The following is a 23,935-nucleotide window of genomic DNA, read 5'->3' on the forward strand; positions in this document are numbered from 1 at the left end:
TCAGACGCGGCGCGACTATCCCCACGCGGGAATAGGTTTTCGAGGGGAGCGCGCGGGCGATCGCATAGGAATCGCATAGGTGGAGCGCTCGGAGTCCCGATCCGCTCAGATGCCCTCGAACTGCAGGCGCGCCAGCCGCGCATAGAGGCCGCCCGCCGCGACCAGTTCGGCATGGGTGCCCTGCTCGACGATCTTGCCCTGGTCCATGACCAGGATGCGGTCGCAGGACAGCACGGTCGCCAGCCGATGCGCGATCACAAGCGTGGTGCGATGGCGCATCAATTCCTCCAGCGCGGTCTGCACCAGCGTCTCGCTCTCGGCGTCGAGCGCCGAGGTCGCCTCATCGAGCAGCAGCAGCGGCGCATCGCGCAGGATCGCGCGCGCGATCGCGATGCGCTGGCGCTGGCCGCCCGACAGCGTCACGCCGCGCTCGCCGAGCTGGGCGTCGAAGCCTTCCGGCAGGCGACGCAGGAATTCGGTGGCATGGGCGAGGTCAGCGGCGCGCTCGACTTCGGCGTCGGTGGCATGGGGCCGCCCGAACCGGATGTTCTCGCGGGCTGAGGCGGCGAACACCACGGAATCCTGCGGCACCAGCGCGATCCGCGCCCGCACCTCGGCCGGATCGGCCTGCCGGATCGGCACGCCGTCGAGCGAGATGATGCCCGATTTCGGATCGTAGAAGCGCAGCAGCAGATGGAACAGCGTGCTCTTGCCGGCGCCGGAGGGACCGACGATCGCGACCTTCTCGCCTGATCGAACCGAGAGCGACACGGCGTCGACCGCCAGCGCGTTGGGCCGGGTCGGATAGGCGAAGCTGACATTGTCGAAGCCGACATCGCCGCGCGCCGGCTGCGGCAGCGCGCGCGGCGATGTGGGAGCCGCGATCTGCGGCCTGACGCGCAGGATCTCGAACAGCCGTTCGGCGGCGCCCGACGCGGCCGAGACCTCGCCCCAGACCTCGCTGAGCTGGCCGAGGCCACTGGCCGCGAACGCGGTATAGAGAATGAACTGGCCGAGCCGGCCGGGGCTGATGGTGCCGACCAGCACGTCGTGCGAGCCGACCCAGAGAATCACGACGACGCTGGCGAACACGATGAAGATGACGATCAGCGTCAGCACCGCGCGCGCCTTGGTCGAGCTGCGCGCGGCCTCATAGGCCTGCTCGACCTCGCGGCTGAAGCGCGTCCTGGCGAGCCGCTCGCCGGTATAGGCCTGCACGGTGCGGATCGCGTTGACCAGCTCGGACGCATAGGCGCTGGCATCGGCCAGCGTATCCTGGGCATTGCGCGACAGCCGCCGCACCCAGCGGCCGAACGCGACCAGCGGGATCACGATGATCGGAATCGCCAGCAGCACGAAGCCGGACAGACGCGGGCTCGTGATCACCATCATCGCAGCGGCGCCGAAGAACAGCATCAGGTTGCGCAGCGCGATCGAGACCGAGGCGCCGACTGCAGACTTGATCTGCGTGGTGTCGGCGGTGAGCCGCGACACCAGCTCACCTGAGCGGGCGGAATCGAAGAACGAGGGCGACAGCGAGATCAGATGCGCGAACACGTCGCGCCGGAGATCGGCGACGATGCGCTCGCCGATCGTCATCACGAGGTAGTAGCGGGAAGCACTGGCGCAAGCGAGCACTGCGACGACCGCGATCATCACGCTGAAATAGCTGTTGATCATCGCGATGCCTTCGGGTGTGAAGCCGAGGTCGATCATCCGCCGCACCGCGACCGGCACGACCAGCGTGGTGATCGCCGCAATCGTCAGCGAGATCAGCGCGAGGATCGCCCGCCCCTTGTAGCGCGCCACATAGGGTGCGAGCGCAAGCAACGGGCGCAGGCGGGCACGGCTCTTCGCCGGCTCCACGATCTGGCTCTCGATGAAGGCTTCTTCATCGAGCAGCGCGTCGCGCGGAGGCTCGGGGGCGCCGCGAGGGGTCTCAAGCTGTTCGGCTACACTCATTATTCTTAGACCGGTTCTATCGCCCCCCACATAGGCCCGCCGACCCCCGGCTGGCAAATCCGGTAAAGTCCCAATGCGGTGATGGGCTTAAGCCCTTTCTTGGCTTGTTTTGGGGGTCTCCATGGGTTATAGAGCCGCCCAAATCCCGTACCTGAATGTCTTGAGATGGGCGCCGGCGCGCCGAAGGAACTGTCATGAAAGCCGATATTCATCCGAATTATCATACGATTAAGGTCGTCATGACCGACGGCACCGAGTACCTGACCCGCTCGACCTGGGGCAAGGAAGGCGACACGCTGAACCTCGACATCGATCCCAAGTCGCACCCGGCCTGGACCGGCGGCACCCAGCAGCTGATGGACCGCGGCGGCCGCGTCTCGCGCTTCCAGAAGAAGTTTTCGGGCTTCCTCAAGAAGGACTAAAGTCCGCTTCGGGATCCTCGCAATCGAACGCAAAACGCCTCCATCGCGGGGGCGTTTTTGTTTTTTGCGGGCTGCGCCGGACCGGCGGCCTCTCCATCCCGTCCTCCCGGCCTAGTGCGCAATTGCGCACGGGGGGCCGAGACCCATAACCACCGCGTTCGGTGATGAACGGGATTGCGGCCCAGCGCCGCGCAACAATTGGGATTCGGGGCAATGGGTCCTGGCTTTCGCCAGGACGACACCGAATGTATGGCACGACCTGCATCCACAACCGTCGTCCCTGCGAAAGCAGGGACCCATAACCACAGGGCAATGTTGTTACGGAGAGCCGTGGCCCCAGCGTCCCACAACGATCACCTTCGGCGGTTATGGGTCCCGGCCTTCGCCGTGACGACAGTGAATGTGTGGCACGCTCGCGATGTCCAGAGACGCAGAGCTTGTGTTCAACCGGAACAGACTGCCTGCGGGAGGCCCAACCTAGCGCGGATGTTTCGGTCGCTTGAGTTCGGCGACTTTGAACTTCCCTGCGGCCTGCAGGCTGCTGCAAAGCCACCAGGCCCTGTTGCGGTATTCGCCCAGGAACCATTTGGTCTCGACGCAATCCACGTAGGATTTGTAGGTCAGATTGTCGCGGCATGTTGTCGAGAACGGTCCATATGCTTGGCCGCCCGCCGACTCGCTGCACCCCACCCAGGGGTCCTTGCCGTGCGGCATGCTCGACTCGCAACCACCATTGCAATTGCTGGCGACCTTCTCCAGCGCGGCAATCCTGCCCAGCACGGAATCCGGCGACGGCGCGCGCGCTGACGACGATGACGTCTGAGCGGTTCTCGATCTCCGGTGCGACGCCCCTGTGGTCGCCGCCTGCGTCGGCCGATTTGGCCGCACCGCCGGCTTCGGTGCTTCGACCGTGATGGAAGGAAGCGGCTTGGCGGAATCGGTTTGTGATGCTGCCGGGCCGCACAGCAACACGGTCGACAAGACGGAGGCAGCTGAAGGCGCGACAAAGCGTGACGACAATCTCATGACTTGCCCTCCCAAATGCGGGACGGAACAGCCGTCCCGAGAGGCGCACGGTACCATACATCCCGGATTGCGCTACCGAGGGTTGAGGATATTTCCGCCGGTTGCTAGCCGTTTCATGAATACACGCCGTGGATCTGCGGAAGCAGCTCGCAGCGCAGGTCGGCGAAGCGTCGATCGACCCCGTTGCCACTGATCGACAGCGCCTGCGCCTAGCGATCCCCGAACGCCAGCCGCGCACCGAGCGCAACCAGGATGCTGCCGCCGATCCGCTGCATGATCCGCTGCGAGGTGCGCGAGCGCTGCAGCTTCGACATCACGGCGCTGGCAAAGAACACGCAGACGATATCGACCGCCGAGAAAGTCAGATTGACCGCTGTGCCGAGCAGGAACAGCTGGGCCCAGACCGGCAGGCTTGCCGACGCATCGACGAATTGCGGCAGGAACGCCAGGAAGAAGATCGCGGTCTTCGGATTGAGCACCTCGACGACGATGCTTTGCGCGAAGGCACGCTCCGCGGAGAGCGGCGCCAGTGTGGGACGCTTGGTGTTGTCGCGATCGCGAAACAGCGACAGGCCGAGCCAGACCAGATAGGCCGCGCCGGCGAGCTTCATCGCCATGAATAGCGGCGGCACCGCGTGAAACAGCAGCGCGAGCCCCGCAGCCGCGGCGATGACATGGACATAGCCGCCGAGATGCAGGCCGAGCGAGGCCATCAGCCCCGCGCGCCGGCCGCCCGCGAGCGTGCGGGCAGCGGCGTACAGCACGGCGGGACCCGGGATCAGTGCGAAGGTCGCGGTCGTGATCGCGAAGGCAAGGTACAATTCCATTGTGGCTTTCGTCTCAGTTCGCCGGAATCAACGCTGCGACCTCACGGTCATGAGGATTGTCGCTTTCGCCGAGCCCCGAGATGACGCCGGCGCGATCCTCGAGCTTGCGGTTCTGGCTCATCTTCTTCTTGGCGTCGATCCGGGTGATCGGCATCCGGAAGCCGACGATGCCGCGCAGCTGCGCCTTGATGAAATCATCGGGCGCATCGCTGACCTGCCAGACTTCCTTGCGCGAACTCTCGTGCAGCCTGGTCAACCGGGTGACGACATCGAGCAAGCGGTCGGCATCCTCGAAGAACTCGGCCGAACCGTAGGCGTGCACGGCAACGTAATTCCAGGTCGGCACCACCTTGCCGTGCTCGGCCTTGGTCACATACCAGGACGGCGTCACATAGGCGTCGGGGCCCATGAAGATCGCCATCGCCTCGCCAGTCGCGGGCAGCTTCCACTGCGGATTGGGCCGCGCGACGTGACCGTACAGCGTGCCGTACTCGCCCTCGTCCTCATTGAGGATCAGCGGCAGCGGCGTTCCGATCAAGCCGTCCGCGGTCGCGGTGACCAGCGTCGCGAGCCGTGAGGCCCGCATCGCGGCATGGATCGGGCCGAGCTCTTCCATCTTGAAATGCGGCGGCAGGTACATCGCGAACCTCTTGGTCGACCTGATCTATTGCTGCTCGCACCATAGCGCAGAAGTGGCCTATGATAAGGGCCACTTTCGATCATCTTGATTGGTCCACTATGCCGCGCCTGCGCGCCACCATCAGCATCCCCTCGCTCGGCGCAATCGACCGCGCCGCCGGACAGGTCGGGCGTCAGCTCGCGCAGGCCCTGCGTGCGGCGATCGCCAAGGGCGAATTGAAGGCCGGAGAATTGCTGCCGTCGACGCGTGCGCTGTCGGCCTCGCTCGGCGTTGCGCGTGGCACGGTCACCGAGGCGTTCGAGCAGTTGCAGGCCGAGGGCTATCTGGAATCGCAGGTCGGCGCCGGCACGCGGGTGGCGCCGACGCTCGCGGAACAAGCGCGGCCGGCTGCGATCGATCGCCGCCCGAACAAATCTGCGCCGATCCAGCTGCCACCGCGCGCGGCGCGACTTGCCAAAGTGGTGACGGCCTTCACGCCGATGCCCGAAATCCCGTTTGCGATCGCGGTCCCCGGCGGTGCGGTCGCCCCCGACGACAATTGGCGCCGCCTCGGCAACCGTGTGCGCGCATCGCGCGCGGCGCGCCCGCGAGCTATGGCGATCCGCGCGGACTGATGGAGCTGCGGCAGGCGATCGCCGACTATGTGCGCAAATCCCGCGCGGTGCATTGCGAGCCGGAGCAGGTCGTGATCACGGCCGGCACGCAACAGGGCCTCTATCTCGCCGGCCGCGTGCTGCTGTCGTCGGGCGATCGGGTGTGGGCCGAGGATCCCGCCTATCCGGGCATGACTGCCGTACTCGACGATCTCGATCTCGTCACCACGCGCGTTGGCGTCGATGCGCAAGGCATCGATGTCGATGCCGCGATCGCGGCGTGTCCCAATGCACGCGCGGCGTTCGTGACGCCGTCGCATCAGTATCCACTCGGCATGCCCTTGAGCATGGCCCGCCGCAACGCGCTGGTGGCGTGGGCGCAGCGTAGCAATGCATGGATCGTCGAGGACGATTACGACAGCGAGCTGCGCTATGCAGGACATCCCTTCCCGTCGATGCAGGGCCTCGCGCCGTCGCGCGTGATCTATCTGGGTACGCTGAGCAAGGTGCTGTTTCCCTCGCTGCGGCTCGGCTACGTCGTGGCGCCTTCGCCGCTGATCGACGCCTTCGCCGGCGCGCGGGCGCTGCTCGACCGGCATTCACCGACTGCCGACCAGCATGTGCTGGCGGCCTATATGCGCGAGGGCCTGTTCGAAGCCCACATCCGGCGCATCCGCGGCGTCTATGCCGCGCGGCGCGCAACACTGATTGCGGCGCTCGAACGACACATACCCGATGACGTCACGCTGCAACCAAGCGACCAGGGCATGCATCTGCTGCTGTGGCTGCCGCAGCGCTTCGACGATGTGCAGCTGGCGAAATCAACGCTCGCCGACGGCATCGTGGTGCGGCCGATCTCACCGATGTACAACGCAGCGGCGCGGCCCGGCCTGATGCTCGGCTTCGGCGGGTTTGAGCCGGAAGAACTGGAGGCGGCGGCGATCCGGTTACGTAGCATCCTGGATCGGAACAGACCAACGCGGCGGACCGGAGCATGAACTGGTCAGCCGCTGTTCGATGCCACATGAACTATTTCTGTTCGGCCTGCTCCGGCCGAACGGTTATGGTGTGGACACGCTTCGGCTCATCCAGCGAGTTCGACCCCGCCCCTCGTTCCCGCTCGGCGGTTTCGGCGCGAGCTTTCGCGTCTTCAATCAAAGCGGCGCAGGTCGATTGATCAATAGTGAATTCGAAGGGGACGCTATTATCGGGCGCGAAAAGGACCCGATGGATCACCACTCCATTCTTTTGAAACAGCGATACGAGGCGATCAAAGCAAAACCTGCCGGCAAATCGAAGTCGCTCCTCTTCACCTTCGGCTTTGTTGTGAGGAAGCAATCCCGCATCATTCGCCCTGTAATGCACATCGACGACGTTGTCGCGCGACTTTGCAGATTGGAAGGCGATCGGCGGCGTCGCCCTATTCGGCGCCTTCGCGTCAAACGCGTGAGCCATCGCTTCGATAGAATGAGCAATAGCCTGCGCCATTTCCGCGGGCGTCTTGGAGGGCGGCTTGGGCTCCGGATGGCCGACCGTCTGGCCGCCGGCATTGCCAATTGCGGCCACAAGAAGCGGTACCGAAGCGGCTGCGGCTATGAGCGACTTTCGCCGAGAGAACATGCTGCAGGCCCGCTATTTCCCGACATGCGCAACACCTGGTTCGGAAGGCGCTGTGGGTTGAAGGACATTGTAAAGGACCCCGCCAAACATGAACCAGCCAAAGGCGCAAAGAAGAATGCGAAAGCGCTTACGGTTGTAGTCAGCCAGCAAGAAGGTGCCGCCGAAATACGATGACGGACTAAGGTCGCCGGCCAGGTACGCAGCCCAGATCATCCGCAGCAGGGTCCACGCAAAGATCAGCAATCCGAGCATGACCCAGGCGAGAAAAAAGTGTCCAATGATCGTCCCCGGCAGGGCGAAGCTGATTGCGCCAGCGATGCCTCTCGGCACCGACCCTACTGCTCGAACGCCGCCTTGAGGCGGTTGAGCTGCGGCACCAACGGGTTGCCGATCGAGGAGCGATCCGGCGCCGGCGCGTGGATCGTGGTGTCGAGGCGACGGACGCGGGCCTGCAGATCCATCGAACGGGCGATCAGCTGCTGCAATTGCTCCGGAAGTTTCGTCACCATGTCGGCCGGGCCGGGATCGGCGGCCGACAGCTTGACCTTAGTCTTCTCGCGGTTGGCCTGGGTCAGCGTCATCTCGCCTTCCTTGACCGCGCGATGCAGCAGCAGCCAGGACGCGAGCTGCATCAGCCGCGTGGTCAGGCGCATGCTTTCGGTCGCATAGGTCAGGCTTACGGACCGTTCCAGCGCCTTGGCCTCGGCACGGCCGTCGCCGTCGAGATAGGCGGCGGTCTGCTCGACCAGGTCCATGCCTTCCCGGAACAGCACGCCGAATGCCGCAGAATTGGTCAGCCGTTCACTGAACAGCACAAGCCCGGCTTCGTTCTGGGAACGATCGGCCATGGTTAACGCCCTCACACCATCGTAACGCCCGCTGGCATCTCACGCGCCAGCTTATGATGAACAAATCATTGCGCGGGCGCGCCGAAGAGTCCAGCCGCAACCGGATTTATGGTTTCCAGCCGTGGATGCAACAAAAAAGAGCCGCCGTTTCCGGCGGCTTTTGAAGTTGATAACAGGGAGGCGTCAAACAGAGTGGACAGGAGCCACTCGGTGTCCAAACGAGGACAATGCAGTCATAATCGAGAAAGCTTAACCGATCGTAAATGAGCGGATTTCTTCAGGCTTTGTTTGCCATGTCGGCCATTGACCTAGTTTGGGACAGCTGCGCGCTGGTCCCCACGCGTCGTCCCGGCGAAGGCCGGGGACCATAGCCACCGGTGCCCGCGTTGCACGAGGCTGTGGCCCAACCCTACGCAACGAGGAGCAGCGGTGGTTATGGGTCCCGGATCGCGCTTGCTTTGCTCGCTTGTCCGGGACGCCGTGATGTGAGGTTGCAGCGCTTACGATTTGAAGAACGCGTCCGCGGCGTCCTTTGACGCGCGCTTCTTCGACATCGCCTCTTTCAATCGGTCGACTTCTGCGTTGAGCAGCGCGATCCTCTCGGTCAAATCCTCGACCGACAGCAGGTAGAGATCTTGTCCGATCTCGTGGCTGATCTTTTTCTTCGGCCGGTCGTCATCCTCAATCGGCATGTTGTCCTCCCGGCGATGTGATCTGGCGCCATGCGTCCAGAGATGGTAAATGTTGGGTCGAGGAGAATTTTGCAGTGACTTTCGTGTGCGTGCAACATCTGACGCGAATGCCCCGGCCCGACCGCAAGGAGTCTGACCGGACGGGATAGTGCGCGCCTGCGCGCCAGGCATGAGCCGACCCCAAGCCCTTCCGATCATGCGGGAGGGCTTTTTGATTTCCCGATTTGATTTTTCGGGGTCGGCATCACCGAAACGCGAAAGACTTCGACCCATGACCAGGATTCTCATCACCAGCGCCCTGCCTTACGTGAACGGCGTCAAGCATCTCGCAATCTCGTCGGCTCGCTCTTGCCCGCCGACGTCCACGCCCGCTTCCGCCAGCAGCTCGGCGACGACGTGCTGTTCATCTGCGCGACCGACGAGCACGGCACCCCGGCCGAGCTCGGCGCCATCGAGGCCGGACAAGACGTCAGGGCATTCTGCGATGCACAGCACGCCGGCCAGGCCGACATCTACCGCCGCTTCGGCCTGTCCTTCGATCATTTCGGCCGCACCAGCACGCCGCATAACCATGCGCTGACGCAGCACTTCTATCGCCGGCTCGACGCGGCCGGGCTGATCGAGGCGCGCACGACGCGGCAGGTGTTCTCGCCGGCCGACCGGCGCTTTCTGCCCGATCGCTACGTGCTCGGCACCTGCCCGCATTGCGCCGATGGATCGGCACGCGGCGATCAATGCGACCATTGCGGTGCGCTGCTTGATCCGCCGGAGCTGATCGATCCGCATTCGGCGCTGTCAGGCGACCGTGCGCTCGAGATCCGCGAGAGCCGCCATCTGTTCCTGTGTCAGTCGCAGCTCGTCGACCGCATCGGCGCATGGATCGACGACCGCACCGGCTGGCCGCCCTTCGTGGTGTCGACCGCCAAGAGCTGGCTCAATGCCGATTTGCGCGATCGCTGCATTACACGTGATCTTGACTGGGGCATTGCGGTGCCGCGCGAGGGCTTTGACGGCAAGGTGTTCTATGTCTGGTTCGATGCGCCGATCGGCTACATCGCGGCGACGCAGGAATGGGCCGCTGCCGCGCCCGGCCGCGACTGGCGGGAATGGTGGTGGCAGGCCGACGAGGTCAGCTACATCCAGTTTCTCGGCAAGGACAACATCCCGTTCCACACTGTGAGCTTTCCGGCGACGCTGCTCGGCTCCGGCGAACCGTGGAAGACCGCCGACGTGATCAAGGGATTCCACTGGCTCAACTATGAGGGCGGCAAGTTCTCGACCAGCAGGAAGCGCGGCATCTTCACCGATGCGGCGCTGGAGGAATTGCCGGCCGATCTCTGGCGCTGGTGGCTGATCGCCAACGCGCCGGAAAGCGCCGACACCGATTTCAGCGTCTCGCGGTTCGTTGCCGACGTGAACAAGGACCTCGCCGACATCTTCGGCAACCTCGTCAACCGCATCGTCAGCTTCGCGCATCGCGCGTTCGACGGCCGCATTCCGGATGGTGGCGTCCCCGGTGATGCCGAGCGCCGGCTCGCGCATGATCTGGAGCAACGCATCGCAGCGCTTCACCGCCATCACACCGCGCTGGAGTTTCGCGCCGCGGCGGCGACGACGCGCGCGATCTGGGACGTCGCGAACGCCTACCTGCAACACGCAGCGCCCTGGACGGCGATCAAGTCCGATCCTGACCGCGCGGCGGTCATCACGCGCGTCGGGATCAACCTTGTCGCGCTCAGCGCGACGCTCGCGTGGAGTATCGTGCCCGCCCTGTCGGCGCGCGTGCTCGGCGCGCTCAGTCGCGATGAGGCCGTGCCGCGCTGGCCCAATGGCCCACCGCTCCCGCTGCTGGATCGCGGTGCCGGCACGCCGGTCGCGAGCTTCGGCCCGCTGGTCGAGAAAATCAGCCCTGAAAAAGCCGACCATCTGACGGCCCGGTTCGGGGCGTAATGGCGTTTCGCTTCCTTGGAAAAGGCGGTATGCCATCCGCCAATCCTCTTCTCTGACCAGGGACCAACCATGACAAACCTGCCCGCGCAAATGACCGTCGTTGCCATCAGCAAGCCCGGTGGCCCGGAGGTGCTGGTGCCGGAGACCCGCGCGCTGCCGGTGCCGAAGGCCGGCGAGATCCTGGTCAAGGTCGCGGCCGCCGGCGTCAATCGTCCCGACGTCGCGCAGCGCTCCGGCTCCTATCCGCCGCCGCCCGGCGCCAGCGACCTGCCCGGCCTCGAGATCGCGGGCGAAGTGGTCGCGCTCGGCGAAGGCGCCAAGCACAAGATCGGCGACAAGGTGATGTCGCTGGTCGCCGGCGGCGGCTACGCGCAATATTGCATCGCGCAGGACGCGCAGGCGATGACGGTGCCGGCCTCACTGTCGATGCAGGAAGCCGGCGCCATTCCGGAAACGCTGATGACGGTCTGGCACAACGTGTTCGAGCGCGGCGCGCTCAAGGCCGGCGAGACGCTGCTGATTCACGGCGGCTCCTCGGGCATCGGCACGATGGCGATCCAGCTCGCCAAGGCGTTCGGCGCCAAGGTGATCGTCACCGTCGGTTCGCAGGACAAGGCCGATGCCTGCCTCAAGCTCGGCGCCGATCACGCGGTGAACTACAAAACCGAGGATTTCGTCGAGGCGGTGAAGAAGGCGACCGATGGTGCCGGCGCCAACGTGATCCTCGACATGGTCGGCGGCGACTATATCGACCGGAACTACGACGCCGCCGCGGTCGAGGGCCGCATCGTCCAGATCGCGTTCCTGTCGGGAACACCTAAGGCCACGGCCAATTTCGCCAAGCTGATGGTCAAGCGGCTGCACCACACCGGCTCGACGCTGCGCCCCCGTAGTAATGCGGACAAGGCGGCGATGGTCGCGGCGATCGAGGCAAAGGTGCTGCCGCTGCTGCGCGAAGGACGCGTCAAACCGCTGATGGACAGCACATTCCCGCTGGAAAAGGCTGCCGACGCGCACCGGCGCATGGAGACCAGCGAACATATTGGCAAAATTGTGTTGGTGGTTTAACTCTCGCAACCGAAGCGGGGGCGGAAACCCTTTGATTCCCTTCGCTTTCGTGTCATTTATCGCGCCACCTCCGGGCCGGTCGCCGGGCCCGGGCAGTTTGTCGATCGCGGAGTACTGACATTGCGTCTGATCAGGTGCCTTGCGCTGCTCGCGCTGGGCCTCATGATGTTTGCCGCTGCGCCTGACGCGTACGCGATCGACGCCGTCAGCGTGCGCAGCGATGCGCCGGCGATCGACTTGACGGCGGTTCTCGACCATCAACGCAGTGAAACCGACCGCATCCAGGTCTCCACCGCACCGGGAACCGACGGCATCGTGCGCCGCATCGAAGTTCGCGCCCGCGAAGGCGGCCAGAACTGGGTGGTGTTCGCGCTTGCCAACAACACGGACGACCAGCTCGACCGCCTGATCGTTGCGCCGCATTATCGCATCGTGTCGTCAGGCCTGCTGTGGCCCGACCTCGGCCTGTCGCGCATCGCAACCATCACGCCGTCGGTCGGCGATCGTCCCGAGCGGCAGGAGAGTCCGACCGCCGACGTGTTCCGCATCACGCTCGATCCCGGCGCTGTCGTCACCTATGTCGCGGAGCTGCGCACCGACAAGCTGCCGCAGCTCTATCTGTGGGAACCCGACGCCTACAAGGACAAGGTCAACTCGTTCACGCTGTACCAGGGCATCGTGATCGGCATCTCGGGCCTGCTCGCGCTCGTGCTCACGATTTTGTTTGTGGTCAAGGGCAGCATCATGTTCCCGGCCGCCGCCGCTCTGGCTTGGGCGGTGCTGGTCTATATCGGCGTCGACTTCGGCTTCTGGGGCAAGGTGCTCGACATGTCGAACAACGCCGAGCGCGTCTGGCGCGCGGCGGGCGAGGCGATCCTCGCCGCGACATTGCTGGTGTTCCTGTTCGCCTACCTCAATCTCAGTCGCTGGCACGTCCGCTACTCGCACATCACGATCGGCTGGCTGGTCTTCCTCGGCTCGCTGGTGGCGTTGGCGCTGTTCGATCCCGCGGTCGCCTCCGGCATCGCGCGGATGTCGCTGGTGATGATCGCCTTCGCCGGGTTCGCGCTGATCGTTTATCTGTCGACCCACGGCTTCGACCGCGCGGTGCTGCTGATCCCGACCTGGTTCCTGCTGGTGGTCTGGGTGGTCGCGGCCGGCATGACGGTCGCGGGCTCCGTCACCAACGACATCGTCGGTCCGGCGCTGCTCGGCGGCCTGGTGCTGATCGTGATGCTGATCGGCTTCACGGTGATGCAGCACGCCTTCGCCGGCGGCGGCGCCACCACCGGCGTCGTCTCCGATGTCGAGCGCCGCGCGCTGGCGCTGACTGGCTCCGGCGACCTGATCTGGGACTGGGACGTCTCCGCCGACAAGGTGTTCACCAGCCCGGAGACCGAGGCGCTGCTCGGCCTCAAGCGCGGCACGCTGGAAGGCCCGGCCGCGAAATGGCTCGAAGTGCTGCACCCGCTCGACCAGGACCGCTTCCGCGCCGCGCTCGACAGCGTGCTCGACCAGCGCCGCGGCCGCCTGGTGCAGGATTTCCGGCTGCGCACGCCCGACGGCCATTTCATGTGGTTCGCGCTGAAGGCGCGGCCGGTGGTCGGCTCCGACGGCGAGGTCTCCCGCGTGGTCGGCACCCTCACCGACGTCACCGAGTTCAAGAACTCCGAAGAGCGCATGCTGCATGACTCGGTGCATGACAATCTGACCGGCTTGCCGAACCGCCGGCTGTTCATGGATCGGCTCGGCGCGGTGGCGAACCTCGCCAAGACCATGCCGAACCTGCGGCCGACCTTGATGGTGATCGATCTCGACCGCTTCAAGCAGGTCAACGATTCCGTCGGCATCGCGGTCGGCGATTCCATCCTGCTGACGCTGGCGCGCCGGCTGACCCGCATCCTCAAGCCGCAGGACACGCTGGCGCGGATGGCCGGCGACCAGTTCGGCCTGATCCTGCTGTCCGAGCAGGACCCGGCGCGGATCACCAATTTCGCCGAGACCATCCGCAAGACCATCCGCGCCCCGATCGCCTTCAACGACCGCGAGATCTTCCTGACCGCCTCGATCGGTCTTGCGCTGTCCGACCCGGCGGCGCCGCTGACCGACGAGATCATCAAGGACGCCGAGCTTGCGATGTATCACTCGAAGCGGATCGGCGGCGACCGCATCGACGTCTACAAGCCGGCGATGCGGGCGCGGAAGACCGACCGCCTGACGCTTGAGAGCGACCTGCGCCGCGCCATCGAGCGGCAGGAGATCACGATCCTGTACCAGCCGATCGTGCGGCTCGAGGATCGCGCGATCGCGGGCTTCGAGGCGCTGGCGCGCTGGGACCATCCCAAGCTCGGCCGGATGGCGCCGTCGGAGTTCATCAACGTCGCCGAGGAGACCGGCCTGATCGTCGATCTCGGCATGTTCGTGATGGACCAGACCGCACGGCAGCTCGCGGTGTGGCAGCGCGCGATGCGCGCCCGCGAGCCGATCTTCGCTTCCGTCAACGTGTCGTCGCGGCAATTGCTGCGCCACGATCTGATCCACGACATCCGCACCGTGCTGTCGCGCTCCTCGGTCGCGCGCGGCACGCTGAAGCTGGAGCTGACGGAATCGCTGGTGATGGAAAATCCGGAGCACGCGGCGCAGATGCTGGCGCGGATCCGCGAACTCGGCACCGGGCTGTCGCTCGACGATTTCGGCACCGGCCACTCCTCGCTGTCCTATCTGCAGCGCTTCCCGTTCGACACCATCAAGATCGACCAGTCCTTCGTCCGCACCACCAGCCGCGGCACTCGCCCGGTGATCCTGAAATCGATCATCGCGCTGGCGCACGATCTCGGCATGGAGGTGGTCGCGGAAGGCGCCGAGACCGATTCGGACGCCGTCGAGCTCTACCAGCTCGGCTGCGAATACGCGCAGGGCTTTGCCTTCGGCGAGCCGATGGACGCCGACGCCGCGACGCGGCTGCTCACCGAGGAACGGCTGGAAGCCGCGAGCTAAGGCGCGAACAGCGACGCCGATGCGCTCCCTCGCCCCGTTCTTACGGGGAGAGGATTGGGGTGAGGGGCCGCCTCCGCGTAAACGCTGATGGCTGCATTCGCGGAGATTCCCCCTCACCCGGAACGCATCTGACGATGCGTTCGACCTCTCCCCGCACGCGGGGCGAGGTGAAGCAGCGCTCCACGGTCCGATTCGAAAAAGTGATCGCGCTCTACCGCGGCTTCGGCATGCGCTTGAACTTGACGCTCTTGCCGTCGGTCTGGCGCGTCGCGATGTAGCCGGCCTCGATGCAGGCTTCGCGCTGCGGCATCTTCTCCTGCGGGCTGCGTAGGGTTTCCCACCACGACGCCCGGTGCGCGGCGCGCGGCAGCGCCGCATCGATGATCGCCTCGATCTCGTCGAAGGTCAGCACGAATTCGGGCAGATGCTGCTTCTTCAGATAATCCCGCAGCGCGTCGTAGTCGTTCACGTCATCCTCAGGGCTCAGGGTTCCGGCAACCACCCGTTAACCCATTCGGCGGCCGCTGTCGCCATTTAAGGCGACAACAAGATTTCCCGTTGCATGACGGCGCATTGGAGCGGGACATGCCATTTCGACGGGGACACGACGCAAGGCGGCGGTGGCGGCTATCGGCCAGACTGCTGGTCGTTGCGTCGGTTGCGACCGTCCTTGGCTTCTCCGCGGTCTGCGCCGGCGTGATGTTCGACATGCGCCGCGGCGAGGAGCAACTCGCCCGCCGCACCCTGGAGAATCTGGCGTCGGGCATCGAGGCCGACATCAGCCGCAACATCGAGCTCTACGACCTGTCGCTGCGGGCGGTCGCCAGCAACCTGGAAATGCCGGAGATCCGCAATGTCAGCAAGGAACTGCGGCAACTGATCCTGTTCGACCACGCCGCGACCGCAAAGCACTTCGGCGCGATCCAGGTGTTCGACAGCAAAGGCGATCTGACCATCGACGCGGCGAGCCTCGATCCGCAGCCGGAGAACCGCGGCGACGAGGAGTATTTCACGGTCCAGCGCGACCATCCCGACACCGGGCTGTATGTCAGCCGGCCGATGCTGCATCGCGGCGCCTACGCCATCGTGCTGAGCCGGCGCATCGTCGGCGAGGGCGGCCGCTTTCTCGGCGTCGTGGTCGGTTCGATCCGCTTCAGCTATTTCCATGATCTGTTCGGGCGCCTGAACCTCGTGCCGGGCGACACCATCACCGTGCTGCGCAACGACCGCACCATCATCATGCGGACACCGTTCGATCTCGACGTGATCGGCAAGAACCTCGCCGAGCAGCTGGACTGGAAATCCGAGAACCTGAAGGTGGGCGGTGCGTTCTCCGGCAAGGGCCCGGTCGACGACACGCCGCGGCTCTATGTCAGGCGTAGCAGCAGCGGGCCGCTTTACGTCGTGGTCGGCAAGCCGCTCGAGGCCGTCTTCAATCTCTGGCGCACCGAGGCGATCCGGATCGGCGCGATTATGGGCTTTCTGGTCCTGTTCGTGCTGAGCGCAACGTTGGTGCTCGCGCGCGAGATCGTCCGCCGCGGCGACGCCGAGGACAGGCTGGAGGAGATGGCGACCACCGACGCGCTCACCGGGTTGAAGAACCGGCGCAAGTTCGATGCCGAGATCGACCGCGAATGGCGGCGCGCCGGCCGCTATGGCCAGCCGGTCGGGCTGTTGATGATCGATGCCGATCATTTCAAGGCCTACAACGACACCTATGGGCATCAGGCCGGCGACCAGGTGCTGGTCGGAATCGCGATCTGCATTTCGGACGCGGTGCGCCGCGCCGGCGATTGCCCGGCACGCTTCGGCGGCGAGGAATTCGCCGTGCTGCTGCCCAACATGACCGCGCTCGAGGCCTTCAACCTGGCCGAGATCATCCGCAACAAGGTTCAGCAATGGTGCGAGGGCGAGCTGATCACCACGGTCAGCATCGGTGTCGCCAGCATGCGCCCGCTCGCGGGCCAGCAATGGTCCGACCTGATCGAAGCCGCCGACAAGGCGCTCTACGCCGCCAAAGCCAACGGCCGCAACCAGTCGGTGCTCGCAACAGTGCCGAAGATCGCGCTGGTGGCGTAGCAGTCGAGCGGACAGCGGCAAAGACGCCGCGCTGCATACGCAATAGAGTTCGTCGCGAATCTCTCCACATCGTCGTCCGGCGAAGGCCGGAACCCATAACCGCCGCATGTGATTGTGAATGGGATTGTAGCCGCAGCGTCACGCAACAACGGGCATTCGGGGTAATGGGTCCCGGCCTTCGCCGGGACGACGCTGAGTTTGCTGCAGCGTCGAGACTCACATCGGCATTCTGAACGCGCGGCAACACCGCACGCCAACTCAACCGCGCCGCTTCTTCTTTGGCTTCTTGCCGAACTTCGGCTTCGCCGACACGTCCGGCCACTGCGTGGGGCCAGCGTGGCCGGACTTGCCCCGATGTTTCTTTTTCTTCCCGAACCTAGGCTCGTCGCCGGACGTCGGCCTCGAGCCTCTTGCTTCGCGATCGAAGCGGGACGGCGCCCTGGATTCCTGTCTTGGCGCATAGTCTTCGCGCGAACCGCTTGGCGCTTCGCTGGAAAACGCTCTCATCTCCCGATCCGGCTTGCCGCGCCGCTTGCCGGGCGCCTCGTCACGCGGCGCGTCGCTGCGCGGAGCGCGGTGGCCGCCGTCATCCCGATCGCGCCAAGGCTCGGGCCTGGGCTTGCGCGCCGGCTTCTCCGCGCGCGCTTCCCCCTGCGGTGCGTCCGCCAGCGGCTCGATGCGGATGCTGTCTTCCTTGTCCGGACGCTTGATCTTGACCGCGAAGGAATCCGCAACCCGCGTGGCGATCTCGAATTCGGTCGTCGTATCCATGATCTTGATGGCGCCGATGTCGCGCTTGTCGATGCCGCCGCGGCGGCAGATCATCGGCAGCAGCCAGCGCGCTTCGGCATTCTTGCGGCGCCCGATCGCGGCGCGGAACCAGACGGTCGCCTCCTCCATGCCATGGCGCGGAGACTTGCCGGTCTTCGCTCGCGGCCCGGCGGCGCGCTCATCGCGGCGCGAGGCGCGATCGCCGCGATCGCGGCCCCGCCCCTCGCCGGGATCGAGAATGTCTTCGGGCGCCGGAAGCCGCGCGCGATAGAGCCGGGCCAGCGCAGCGGCGACCGCCTCGGGCGACCGTTCGGCGAGCAAGGCCTGCGCGAGAACCAGGTCGTCCGCTGTCGCCTCTTCGGAGAACACCGCATCCTTCAACAGGCGCTCATGGTCGAGCTTGCGGATCTCGTCGGCCTGCGGCGCGGTGCCCCAGACAATATCGATGCCGGCCAAATCGAGCAGCAGCTCGGCGCGCCGCCGCCGTGCCGGCGGCACCAGCAGAATGCTGACGCCCTTGCGGCCGGCGCGGCCGGTGCGGCCCGAGCGATGCTGCATGACCTCCGGGTCTTTCGGCAGGTCGGCATGAATCACGAGATCGAGGCTCGGCAGGTCGATGCCGCGCGCTGCGACGTCGGTCGCAACGCACACCCGCGACCGCCCGTCGCGCAACGCCTGCAATGCCTGGGTCCGCTCGTTCTGGGTCATTTCACCCGAGAGCGCGGCCACGGAGAAGCCGCGCTCCAGCAGCGCCGCCTGCAAGTGCCTGACGGCTTCCCGCGTGTTGCAGAACACCAGCGCGCTCGGCGCTTCATGGAAGCGCAGCACATTGACGACCGCGTGCTCGACATCGTCGGCGGCGACCCGGATGGCACGGTACTCGATATCGGAATGACCGCCCTCGTCGCCGGCGACCTCGATCCGGAACGCCTGCTGCTGATACTGCTTGGCGAGCGCGACGATGCCGCGCGGAAACGTCGCCGAGAACAACAACGTGCGGCGGGTATCCGGCGTGGTCTCGAGGATGAATTCCATGTCCTCGCGAAAACCGAGATTGAGCATCTCGTCGGCCTCGTCGAGCACGACGACGCGCAATCCCGAAATGTCGAGCCGGCCGCGGCGCAAATGGTCGCACAACCGGCCCGGCGTGCCGACCACGATGTGGGCGCCTTGGGCCAGCTCGCGCTGCTCGCGGCGCGGGTCCATGCCGCCGACGCAGGAGACGACGCGGCCATCGGCATGTTCGTAAAGCCAGGCCAGCTCGCGCTGAACCTGCAAGGCGAGCTCGCGCGTCGGCGCCACGATCAGGGCCAGCGGCGCGGCGGCCGGCTCAAACCGCTCGGCGTCGCCGAGCAGATCCCTTGCCATGGCCAATCCGTAGGCAACGGTCTTGCCCGAGCCGGTCTGGGCGGAAACCAGGAGGTCGCGGCCGACGGCGTCGTCGGCCAGCACGGCGAGCTGGACGGGGGTCGGCTGTTCGTAGTTGCGCTCAGCCAGGGCGCGGGCGAGCGGCGGACTTGTGGTCGGAAAGGGCACGAGATGGGAAACCTTGATTGGTCCGGGCGCAGAACGTCGAGCGGGACGACCTGAAGCTGCGACCCCGGCAGGCGGCACGGCCGCATGACGATTTGGCGCTGCTTTACGCCAAGACCGGCCAAATCGCCATGCCCCCAAAGCCTTCCCGTGACGGAAAAGGCCCTCCATGGCGGAAAAGGTGCCGGATCAGGCCGGCTGCCCGATCGGGGCCTGGCTGCCGGCAATCCGGTCCATCAATCCGGACAACCGCGATGGCGGCGGGCTGGCTGGAGCAATCAGGCCGCCCGCCCCGCGCAGCGCGCCCGGCGCCAGCTCGCAGGCCAGCAGACGCTCACGTTCGTAGGGGCCGGGCATGCGGAGCGCGCCGGTCGACGCCGCCGAGAAGCCGAAGCGTTCGTAATAGCCGGCGTCCCCGACCAGGATGACGGCGCGATGACCGAGCAGGTCGCCCGCTGCAACGCCTGGCGCATCAGCGCGGCGCCGAAGCCGAGGCACCTCACCTCCTCCGCCACCGCGAGCGGGCCGAGCAGCAGGCAGGCATGACCGGTACCGGTCACGACCGGCCATAGCCGCAATGTTCCGACCAGGCGGCGGCCACGGCGCGCGACAAACGCGAGGCCGCGCGCAGGCTTGCGGCCCTCGCGCAGCCGCTCCGAGGTCTTGGCGAAGCGGCCAGGACCGAATGCGGCGTCGAGCAGACTCTCCCGCGCCGCCACGTCCGAACGGCGTTCCCTGCGGATCGCAACCGGTCTGTCGTTCGGAGAACCAGATGAGGACATCACGCCACCCTCGCCAGATAGATGAAGACCTCGTCGAGGTCGCGGCACTTGAAGCGCTCGGCGAGCTCTTGCGGACGCCCCATCGCGACGACGCGGCCGTGGCTCATGATCACGACGAAGTCGCAGAGCTGCTCGACCTCGGTCATGTTGTGCGAGGACAGCAGGATGGTGGCGCGCGGCGCTTCTGATAGGCGCGCAGCCGGCTGCGTACCCACTCGGCACGGTCAGGATCGAGCGAGGCCGTCGGCTCGTCGAGCAGCAGCACGTCGGGATCGTTGATCAGCGCCTTCGCCACCGCGACGCGGGTCTTCTGGCCGGCCGAGAGCCGACCGGTGACACGGTCGAGCACGTCGCCGAGCTCGAAATCCTCGATCAGCTCCTCGATCCGCGTCTTGAGGTTGGTGACGCCGTAAAGCCGGCCGAACACGGTCAGGTTCTGGCGCACGGTGAGCCGTCCCGGCAGCGCGACATAGGGACTCTCGAAATTCATCCGGCTGAGCACCTTGTGACGCTCGGTCGCATGTCATGGCCGAGCACCATGGCGCGACCGAAGCTCGGGATCACGAGGCCCATGATCATGGCGATGGTGGTGGTCTTGCCGGCGCCGTTGCCGCCGAGCAGGCCGACGGTCCAGCCCTTGGGCACGATGAAGTTCACGTCGTCGACCGCCCAATGGGTGCGGTACTGCTTGCAGAGATCCTGCACCGCGATGGCTGGCACTTCATCGGGACTGGATAGGTCCGACGAGTTGCCCTGTGCGGGGGCGGTGTTCGGCGACACGGATGTCAGATGTCTGCGGGGCAGCAAGCGTTCGATGCGGCTCATGGATGTCTCCCTTACTCGCCCATGGTGAGCAGGCCGCCCTTGTGGCGGGCGCTCTGCAGCAGGGCGACAAATGTGATGAAGCCCACGCCGAGATAGACGGCATTGAGCGCGAGGCATTCGATCATCAGGTCAGTGCGGAAGGTGCCATCGAGCAGCACGGCGCGCATGCCCTCGAATACATAGGTCGGCGTCAGCGACCAGGCGACCGGATGCAGCCAGAGCGGCAGCGCGGCGACCGGATAGTAGACGCAGCACAGCGGCAGCAGCACGATCATGATCGAGTAGGCGAGGCTCTCGGCGCCAAAGCCCTGCCGGATCACGAGGCCTGCGATCACGAGCCCGATCGCCCAGCTGGTCAGCACCAGATTGAGGAAGAACGCGAGCAGCCCCGGCCCCATCGCGAAGACGTTGAAGCCGAACAGCACGAAGGTCAGCAGCATCACCGGCAGCGTGCCGATCACGAGCCGAATCAGGCTCATCGCCATCAGCGACGCCGCAAGCTCGAACGGCTGCAGCGGGCTCATCATCAGGTTCGCAAGGTTGCGCGACCAGATCTCCTCCAGGAAGGTGAAGGTGAAGCCGAGCTGGCCGCGAAACAGCACGTCCCAAAGCAGGACGGCGCCGAGCAGCAGGCCGGCGGTGGAGGCCATCGCCGACTTGCTGTCATAGAGGTAGGTGTAGAGGAACCCCCACACCATCATCTGCATCGCCGGCCAGTAGATGATCTCGAGCAGCCGCAGCGATGACGAGCGCAGGATGTAGTAATAACGCGCCGTCATCGCGGCGATGCGGTTCAGTGACTGTGTCATGGCACGCACCTCCGTTTGCTAAAGCGTTTTCGAGCGAAGTGGATACCGGTTCGCGTGAAGAAAACGCGTCAAGACAAGATGGAGAGTGCCGTTCCGATTCGATCGGAACGGCGCTCGCGATTAGTCGAACTCGCGGCGGATCGGGCGGCGCTTGCCGACCTTGGGCGGAAACGCCAGCAGCGCGTTGGCCTGCACCCGGACCGGATGCTCGAGGCACGCCGCGAGCAGGTCCTGCAGATGCGAAACCGAGCCGTGCAGCCGGCACAGCGGCGTATCCTGGCCGAGCACGACGCGCGCCTCGACGAGGTCGACGCCACGCTGCACGATCTCGAACTGCGCCAGATGCAGGTTGCAGTCGAACATCCAGCGATAGGTCGCATCGAGAATGCTGCCGGCCGGCACCTTGCGGCCGTCGCGGTTGACGAAGGCGTCGTTGAGCCGGCCGTCGATGCTGGCGATCTGCGACCAGTTGATATCGGATGGCGCCGGATTGGCCGGCCGGGTGATGTAGTCGCCCTGGACGTAGCGGATGAACGGCATCGCCTCGTTGAGCAAGTTGGTGATCACGGCGATGCCGGACTGGCCGTCGGCCTGCGGCGCCATCGTGACGGGGTCGAGCACGTCGAGATGCACGGTGTCCTCGCAGACGTGATACTGGCCGTTGGGCATCTCCAGCGCGATCCGCGTCGCCTCCTCGGAGGAATATTCGTCGAGCACGGGCACGCCGAGCTGACGCGACCATTCCTGACGGGCGGCGCGCGAGGAGTATTCCGAATGCGTCACCGCGAGATTGAGCGACGAACGGAACTCGTCGACATGCGGCATCAACGCATCGAGGCTCGACGGATAGAGCGACAGAATCTTGGGCCCGAGATAGCGCAGATGCTGGGCGACGCGGGCCGGCGGGATCAGGTTCGAGATGAACGCGGTCGGATAGTCACCGCCGATCGAATCGAACCACCACGGCACGGTATAGACATGGGCGAGCAGGTCCTCGGCGCGGTAATTGCCGCCGCTCTGCATCGCGAACTGGCGGACGCCCTGGATGGTGTCGGTGATGACGGCGTCATAGTCGACACGGATCAGCAGGGTCTGGCCGGACGAGCCCGATGAACGGGTCGGAAACAGGTTTTCCGGCTTGTACTTCTTGTTGACGCACTGGTCCGGGAAGGCCGCGACCAGCTCGGGCTTGGTGATGACCGGAATCTTCTGGATGTCGTCGTAATCGCGCAGATGCTCCGGCTTGAAGCCCGCCGCATCGTACTTGTTGCGATAGACCGGAATGTCGCGGTAGGCGAGCTCGACCAGCTCCTTGATGCGGGCGAACTGCCGCGCGCGGATTTCGGACACCGGCAGATAGGGATGCCGCATGCATTCGCCGAGATAGTTCGCGGTCGCCGCGACCAGCTCGGGCGCCGCGTCGTTGGACGGCTGGAAGTCCGGCCGGGTGTGCTCGGTCTCCCAGAACTGGCGCTGCGGCACAGCGGCTGCATCGGAGGGGACGAGGGACGCGGCGGCCTGATCGTGCTCCGGCACGAGAGCAAGGCCGTCATCGGAAGTGCTGATTGCAAGGGTGGACGTCATCTTCAGCTCCATGATTGACGGGGACCGCCCGTTCATGGCGCTATCAATGGCGCGCGGCGCTGGTGCCCGCCGTGACGCGTGTCACACGCGGCCGCAGCCCGCGCGCACCCCACCCGTCGCGGTCGTTCGCGGCTGCGGCCCGTGACGTTCGCTGATTGTCGTTAGGCGATGGCTACTTGCCCCACGTCGCCTTCCTAATCCGCCCCTTGCCGCCGCATTTCTTGCAGGGCTCGGGATAGATTTTCCGTCCCGGCTCGCTCGGCTGCCTGACCTCGGGAAAACCTGTGCCGTTGCACGCGTCACACTTCTCTTCATCGGAAATAAGGTGCTTCACCATCGAACGTCCCGGATTGAAAAATCCGAAGCCCGCGGGCGCGGGCTTCCGCCACCGCAGGTTACGAACAAAGCCGGGTCGTGGTTTCAGCTGCATGGCTGCCCTGCGCGGCAGCGCATTCGAGAGGTCAAGGGAACGACGGCGGGACGACCGCCGTTATCACGCTCTCTTTTTGCGTCACGTCACTTCGCCTTGAGCGCCTTCTCGTGACTCTCGAGTGCTGCCGCCATCAGCTTCGGCAGTTGCGCGGCATAGACCTCGATGAAGGTGGCATCGCCGCAGCCTTGCGGATCGCGCGCGGCCTGCTCGGCGACGCGCGCAGCCTTTGCCTCGCATTTCGCGAACATGTGCCAGAACCAATCCGGACTCTTGCCGAGCGCCGGCTTGTGCTTCTTGATGACGGCGGCGCCGACCGCGCTCATCGCGTTGACGACGCCGGCGCCCAGCGTGCTGATGGCTCGCGCGTTCAGGATATCCTCGCGCGATTGCGCGGTGGCGTTGGTCGCGGTCGCCCGTCCGATCGTTCGTGCCTTGGCCGGCATGCTCAAGCTCCTTGTCGATCCCTGTCGATCC

Annotated in this window: 18 protein-coding genes and 3 pseudogenes; 6 read left to right on the top strand and 15 right to left on the bottom strand. The window is 65.6% G+C overall.

Annotated elements, in window-relative coordinates:
• Positions 1–105 precede the first annotated feature (105 nt).
• A complete protein-coding gene (locus ALC15_RS35695) occupies positions 106–1,962 on the bottom strand; it encodes an ABC transporter ATP-binding protein/permease (protein WP_050631344.1) in 1,857 nt (618 codons plus the stop codon).
• Positions 1,963–2,156: 194 nt separating this feature from the next.
• Here ALC15_RS35695 and rpmE point away from each other — a divergent pair, with 194 nt between their 5' ends.
• A complete protein-coding gene (gene rpmE, locus ALC15_RS35700; protein WP_016845230.1) occupies positions 2,157–2,384 on the top strand; it encodes a 50S ribosomal protein L31 in 228 nt (75 codons plus the stop codon).
• A 477-nt stretch (positions 2,385–2,861) separates the two neighbouring features.
• Here the strand turns inward: rpmE and ALC15_RS46745 are convergent, their stop codons facing one another.
• From ALC15_RS46745 to ALC15_RS35715, 3 genes are all read right to left on the bottom strand, one after another.
• Entirely contained in the window at positions 2,862–3,098 is a 237-nt protein-coding gene (locus tag ALC15_RS46745) for a hypothetical protein (RefSeq protein ID WP_244486405.1), read from the bottom strand.
• Between the two features lie 521 nt (positions 3,099–3,619).
• A complete protein-coding gene (locus tag ALC15_RS35710; RefSeq protein WP_050631346.1) occupies positions 3,620–4,237 on the bottom strand; it encodes a LysE family translocator in 618 nt (205 codons plus the stop codon).
• A 13-nt stretch (positions 4,238–4,250) separates the two neighbouring features.
• Positions 4,251–4,877 carry an FMN-binding negative transcriptional regulator gene (locus ALC15_RS35715; RefSeq protein WP_050631347.1) on the bottom strand — a complete coding sequence of 209 codons (627 nt, stop codon included), beginning with the start codon at positions 4,875–4,877 and terminating at the stop codon, positions 4,251–4,253.
• A 98-nt stretch (positions 4,878–4,975) separates the two neighbouring features.
• Between ALC15_RS35715 and pdxR the strand changes: the two are divergent.
• Positions 4,976–6,468, top strand: a pseudogene (pdxR, locus tag ALC15_RS35720) (MocR-like pyridoxine biosynthesis transcription factor PdxR).
• 31 nt (positions 6,469–6,499) lie between these two features.
• On the opposite strand, the gene ALC15_RS35725 reads toward pdxR, so the two are convergent.
• The 4 genes from ALC15_RS35725 to ALC15_RS35740 all read right to left on the bottom strand — a co-directional run bounded on the left by ALC15_RS35725 (position 6,500) and on the right by ALC15_RS35740 (position 8,630).
• Positions 6,500–7,090: a hypothetical protein gene (locus tag ALC15_RS35725; RefSeq protein ID WP_050631348.1), complete on the bottom strand. Its 591-nt coding sequence runs from the start codon at positions 7,088–7,090 to the stop codon at positions 6,500–6,502.
• Positions 7,091–7,102: 12 nt separating this feature from the next.
• Positions 7,103–7,420: a hypothetical protein gene (locus ALC15_RS35730; RefSeq protein ID WP_050631349.1), complete on the bottom strand. Its 318-nt coding sequence runs from the start codon at positions 7,418–7,420 to the stop codon at positions 7,103–7,105.
• Between the two features lie 5 nt (positions 7,421–7,425).
• Complete coding sequence (gene rcdA / locus ALC15_RS35735) at positions 7,426–7,938, bottom strand: protease adaptor protein RcdA (protein WP_021081334.1); 513 nt, start codon at positions 7,936–7,938, stop codon at positions 7,426–7,428.
• A 500-nt stretch (positions 7,939–8,438) separates the two neighbouring features.
• Positions 8,439–8,630, bottom strand: coding sequence for a DUF1192 domain-containing protein (locus tag ALC15_RS35740; protein WP_050631350.1), 192 nt, complete (start codon positions 8,628–8,630; stop codon positions 8,439–8,441).
• A gap of 348 nt (positions 8,631–8,978) precedes the next feature.
• Here ALC15_RS35740 and metG point away from each other — a divergent pair, with 348 nt between their 5' ends.
• The 3 genes from metG to ALC15_RS35755 all read left to right on the top strand — a co-directional run bounded on the left by metG (position 8,979) and on the right by ALC15_RS35755 (position 14,645).
• Positions 8,979–10,580, top strand: a complete 1,602-nt coding sequence (metG, locus tag ALC15_RS35745) for a methionine--tRNA ligase (protein ID WP_244486406.1) — start codon at positions 8,979–8,981, stop codon at positions 10,578–10,580.
• A 69-nt stretch (positions 10,581–10,649) separates the two neighbouring features.
• Complete coding sequence (locus ALC15_RS35750) at positions 10,650–11,648, top strand: NAD(P)H-quinone oxidoreductase (protein WP_050631351.1); 999 nt, start codon at positions 10,650–10,652, stop codon at positions 11,646–11,648.
• Positions 11,649–11,768: 120 nt separating this feature from the next.
• The gene (locus ALC15_RS35755) at positions 11,769–14,645 is read left to right on the top strand and encodes an EAL domain-containing protein (protein ID WP_050631352.1); all 2,877 of its coding nucleotides are present in this window, start codon (positions 11,769–11,771) and stop codon (positions 14,643–14,645) included.
• 211 nt (positions 14,646–14,856) lie between these two features.
• On the opposite strand, the gene ALC15_RS35760 is transcribed toward ALC15_RS35755, so the two are convergent.
• Positions 14,857–15,114: a DUF7662 domain-containing protein gene (locus ALC15_RS35760; RefSeq protein WP_050631365.1), complete on the bottom strand. Its 258-nt coding sequence runs from the start codon at positions 15,112–15,114 to the stop codon at positions 14,857–14,859.
• 116 nt (positions 15,115–15,230) lie between these two features.
• Here ALC15_RS35760 and ALC15_RS35765 point away from each other — a divergent pair, with 116 nt between their 5' ends.
• Positions 15,231–16,724 (top strand): sensor domain-containing diguanylate cyclase, encoded by a 1,494-nt coding sequence (locus ALC15_RS35765; protein WP_050631353.1) that lies wholly within the window; start codon positions 15,231–15,233, stop codon positions 16,722–16,724.
• 258 nt (positions 16,725–16,982) lie between these two features.
• Here the strand turns inward: ALC15_RS35765 and ALC15_RS35770 are convergent, their stop codons facing one another.
• The 6 genes and pseudogenes from ALC15_RS35770 to ALC15_RS35795 all read right to left on the bottom strand — a co-directional run bounded on the left by ALC15_RS35770 (position 16,983) and on the right by ALC15_RS35795 (position 23,904).
• Positions 16,983–19,031: a DEAD/DEAH box helicase gene (locus ALC15_RS35770; RefSeq protein ID WP_050631354.1), complete on the bottom strand. Its 2,049-nt coding sequence runs from the start codon at positions 19,029–19,031 to the stop codon at positions 16,983–16,985.
• Positions 19,032–19,217: 186 nt separating this feature from the next.
• Positions 19,218–19,810 (bottom strand): annotated as a pseudogene (locus ALC15_RS35775) (GNAT family N-acetyltransferase).
• Positions 19,810–20,515 (bottom strand): annotated as a pseudogene (locus ALC15_RS35780) (ABC transporter ATP-binding protein). Before ALC15_RS35780 ends, ALC15_RS35775 begins: the two co-directional pseudogenes overlap by 1 nt.
• 131 nt (positions 20,516–20,646) lie before the next feature.
• Complete coding sequence (locus tag ALC15_RS35785; protein ID WP_050631355.1) at positions 20,647–21,444, bottom strand: ABC transporter permease; 798 nt, start codon at positions 21,442–21,444, stop codon at positions 20,647–20,649.
• Positions 21,445–21,564: 120 nt separating this feature from the next.
• Positions 21,565–23,028, bottom strand: coding sequence for a phenylacetate--CoA ligase family protein (locus tag ALC15_RS35790; RefSeq protein ID WP_128089670.1), 1,464 nt, complete (start codon positions 23,026–23,028; stop codon positions 21,565–21,567).
• 516 nt (positions 23,029–23,544) lie between these two features.
• Positions 23,545–23,904, bottom strand: a complete 360-nt coding sequence (locus ALC15_RS35795; RefSeq protein ID WP_050631357.1) for a hypothetical protein — start codon at positions 23,902–23,904, stop codon at positions 23,545–23,547.
• Between the last annotated feature and the right edge of the window lie 31 nt (positions 23,905–23,935).

This window comes from Bradyrhizobium viridifuturi (assembly GCF_001238275.1).
Classification (GTDB): domain Bacteria; phylum Pseudomonadota; class Alphaproteobacteria; order Rhizobiales; family Xanthobacteraceae; genus Bradyrhizobium; species Bradyrhizobium viridifuturi.

What these genes read in the sequence shown, in the direction of transcription:
- ALC15_RS35725 (WP_050631348.1), bottom strand. Translation starts at nt 7,090, where the DNA reads ATGTTCTCTCGGCGAAAGTCGCTCATAGCCGCAGCCGCTTCGGTACCG.
- ALC15_RS35785 (WP_050631355.1), bottom strand. Translation starts at nt 21,444, where the DNA reads ATGACACAGTCACTGAACCGCATCGCCGCGATGACGGCGCGTTATTAC.
- ALC15_RS35765 (WP_050631353.1), top strand. Translation starts at nt 15,231, where the DNA reads ATGCCATTTCGACGGGGACACGACGCAAGGCGGCGGTGGCGGCTATCG.
- ALC15_RS46745 (WP_244486405.1), bottom strand. Translation starts at nt 3,098, where the DNA reads ATGCCGCACGGCAAGGACCCCTGGGTGGGGTGCAGCGAGTCGGCGGGC.
- ALC15_RS35710 (WP_050631346.1), bottom strand. Translation starts at nt 4,237, where the DNA reads ATGGAATTGTACCTTGCCTTCGCGATCACGACCGCGACCTTCGCACTG.
- ALC15_RS35750 (WP_050631351.1), top strand. Translation starts at nt 10,650, where the DNA reads ATGACAAACCTGCCCGCGCAAATGACCGTCGTTGCCATCAGCAAGCCC.
- ALC15_RS35795 (WP_050631357.1), bottom strand. Translation starts at nt 23,904, where the DNA reads ATGCCGGCCAAGGCACGAACGATCGGACGGGCGACCGCGACCAACGCC.
- rcdA (WP_021081334.1), bottom strand. Translation starts at nt 7,938, where the DNA reads ATGGCCGATCGTTCCCAGAACGAAGCCGGGCTTGTGCTGTTCAGTGAA.
- ALC15_RS35740 (WP_050631350.1), bottom strand. Translation starts at nt 8,630, where the DNA reads ATGCCGATTGAGGATGACGACCGGCCGAAGAAAAAGATCAGCCACGAG.
- ALC15_RS35715 (WP_050631347.1), bottom strand. Translation starts at nt 4,877, where the DNA reads ATGTACCTGCCGCCGCATTTCAAGATGGAAGAGCTCGGCCCGATCCAT.
- ALC15_RS35695 (WP_050631344.1), bottom strand. Translation starts at nt 1,962, where the DNA reads ATGAGTGTAGCCGAACAGCTTGAGACCCCTCGCGGCGCCCCCGAGCCT.
- rpmE (WP_016845230.1), top strand. Translation starts at nt 2,157, where the DNA reads ATGAAAGCCGATATTCATCCGAATTATCATACGATTAAGGTCGTCATG.
- ALC15_RS35790 (WP_128089670.1), bottom strand. Translation starts at nt 23,028, where the DNA reads ATGACGTCCACCCTTGCAATCAGCACTTCCGATGACGGCCTTGCTCTC.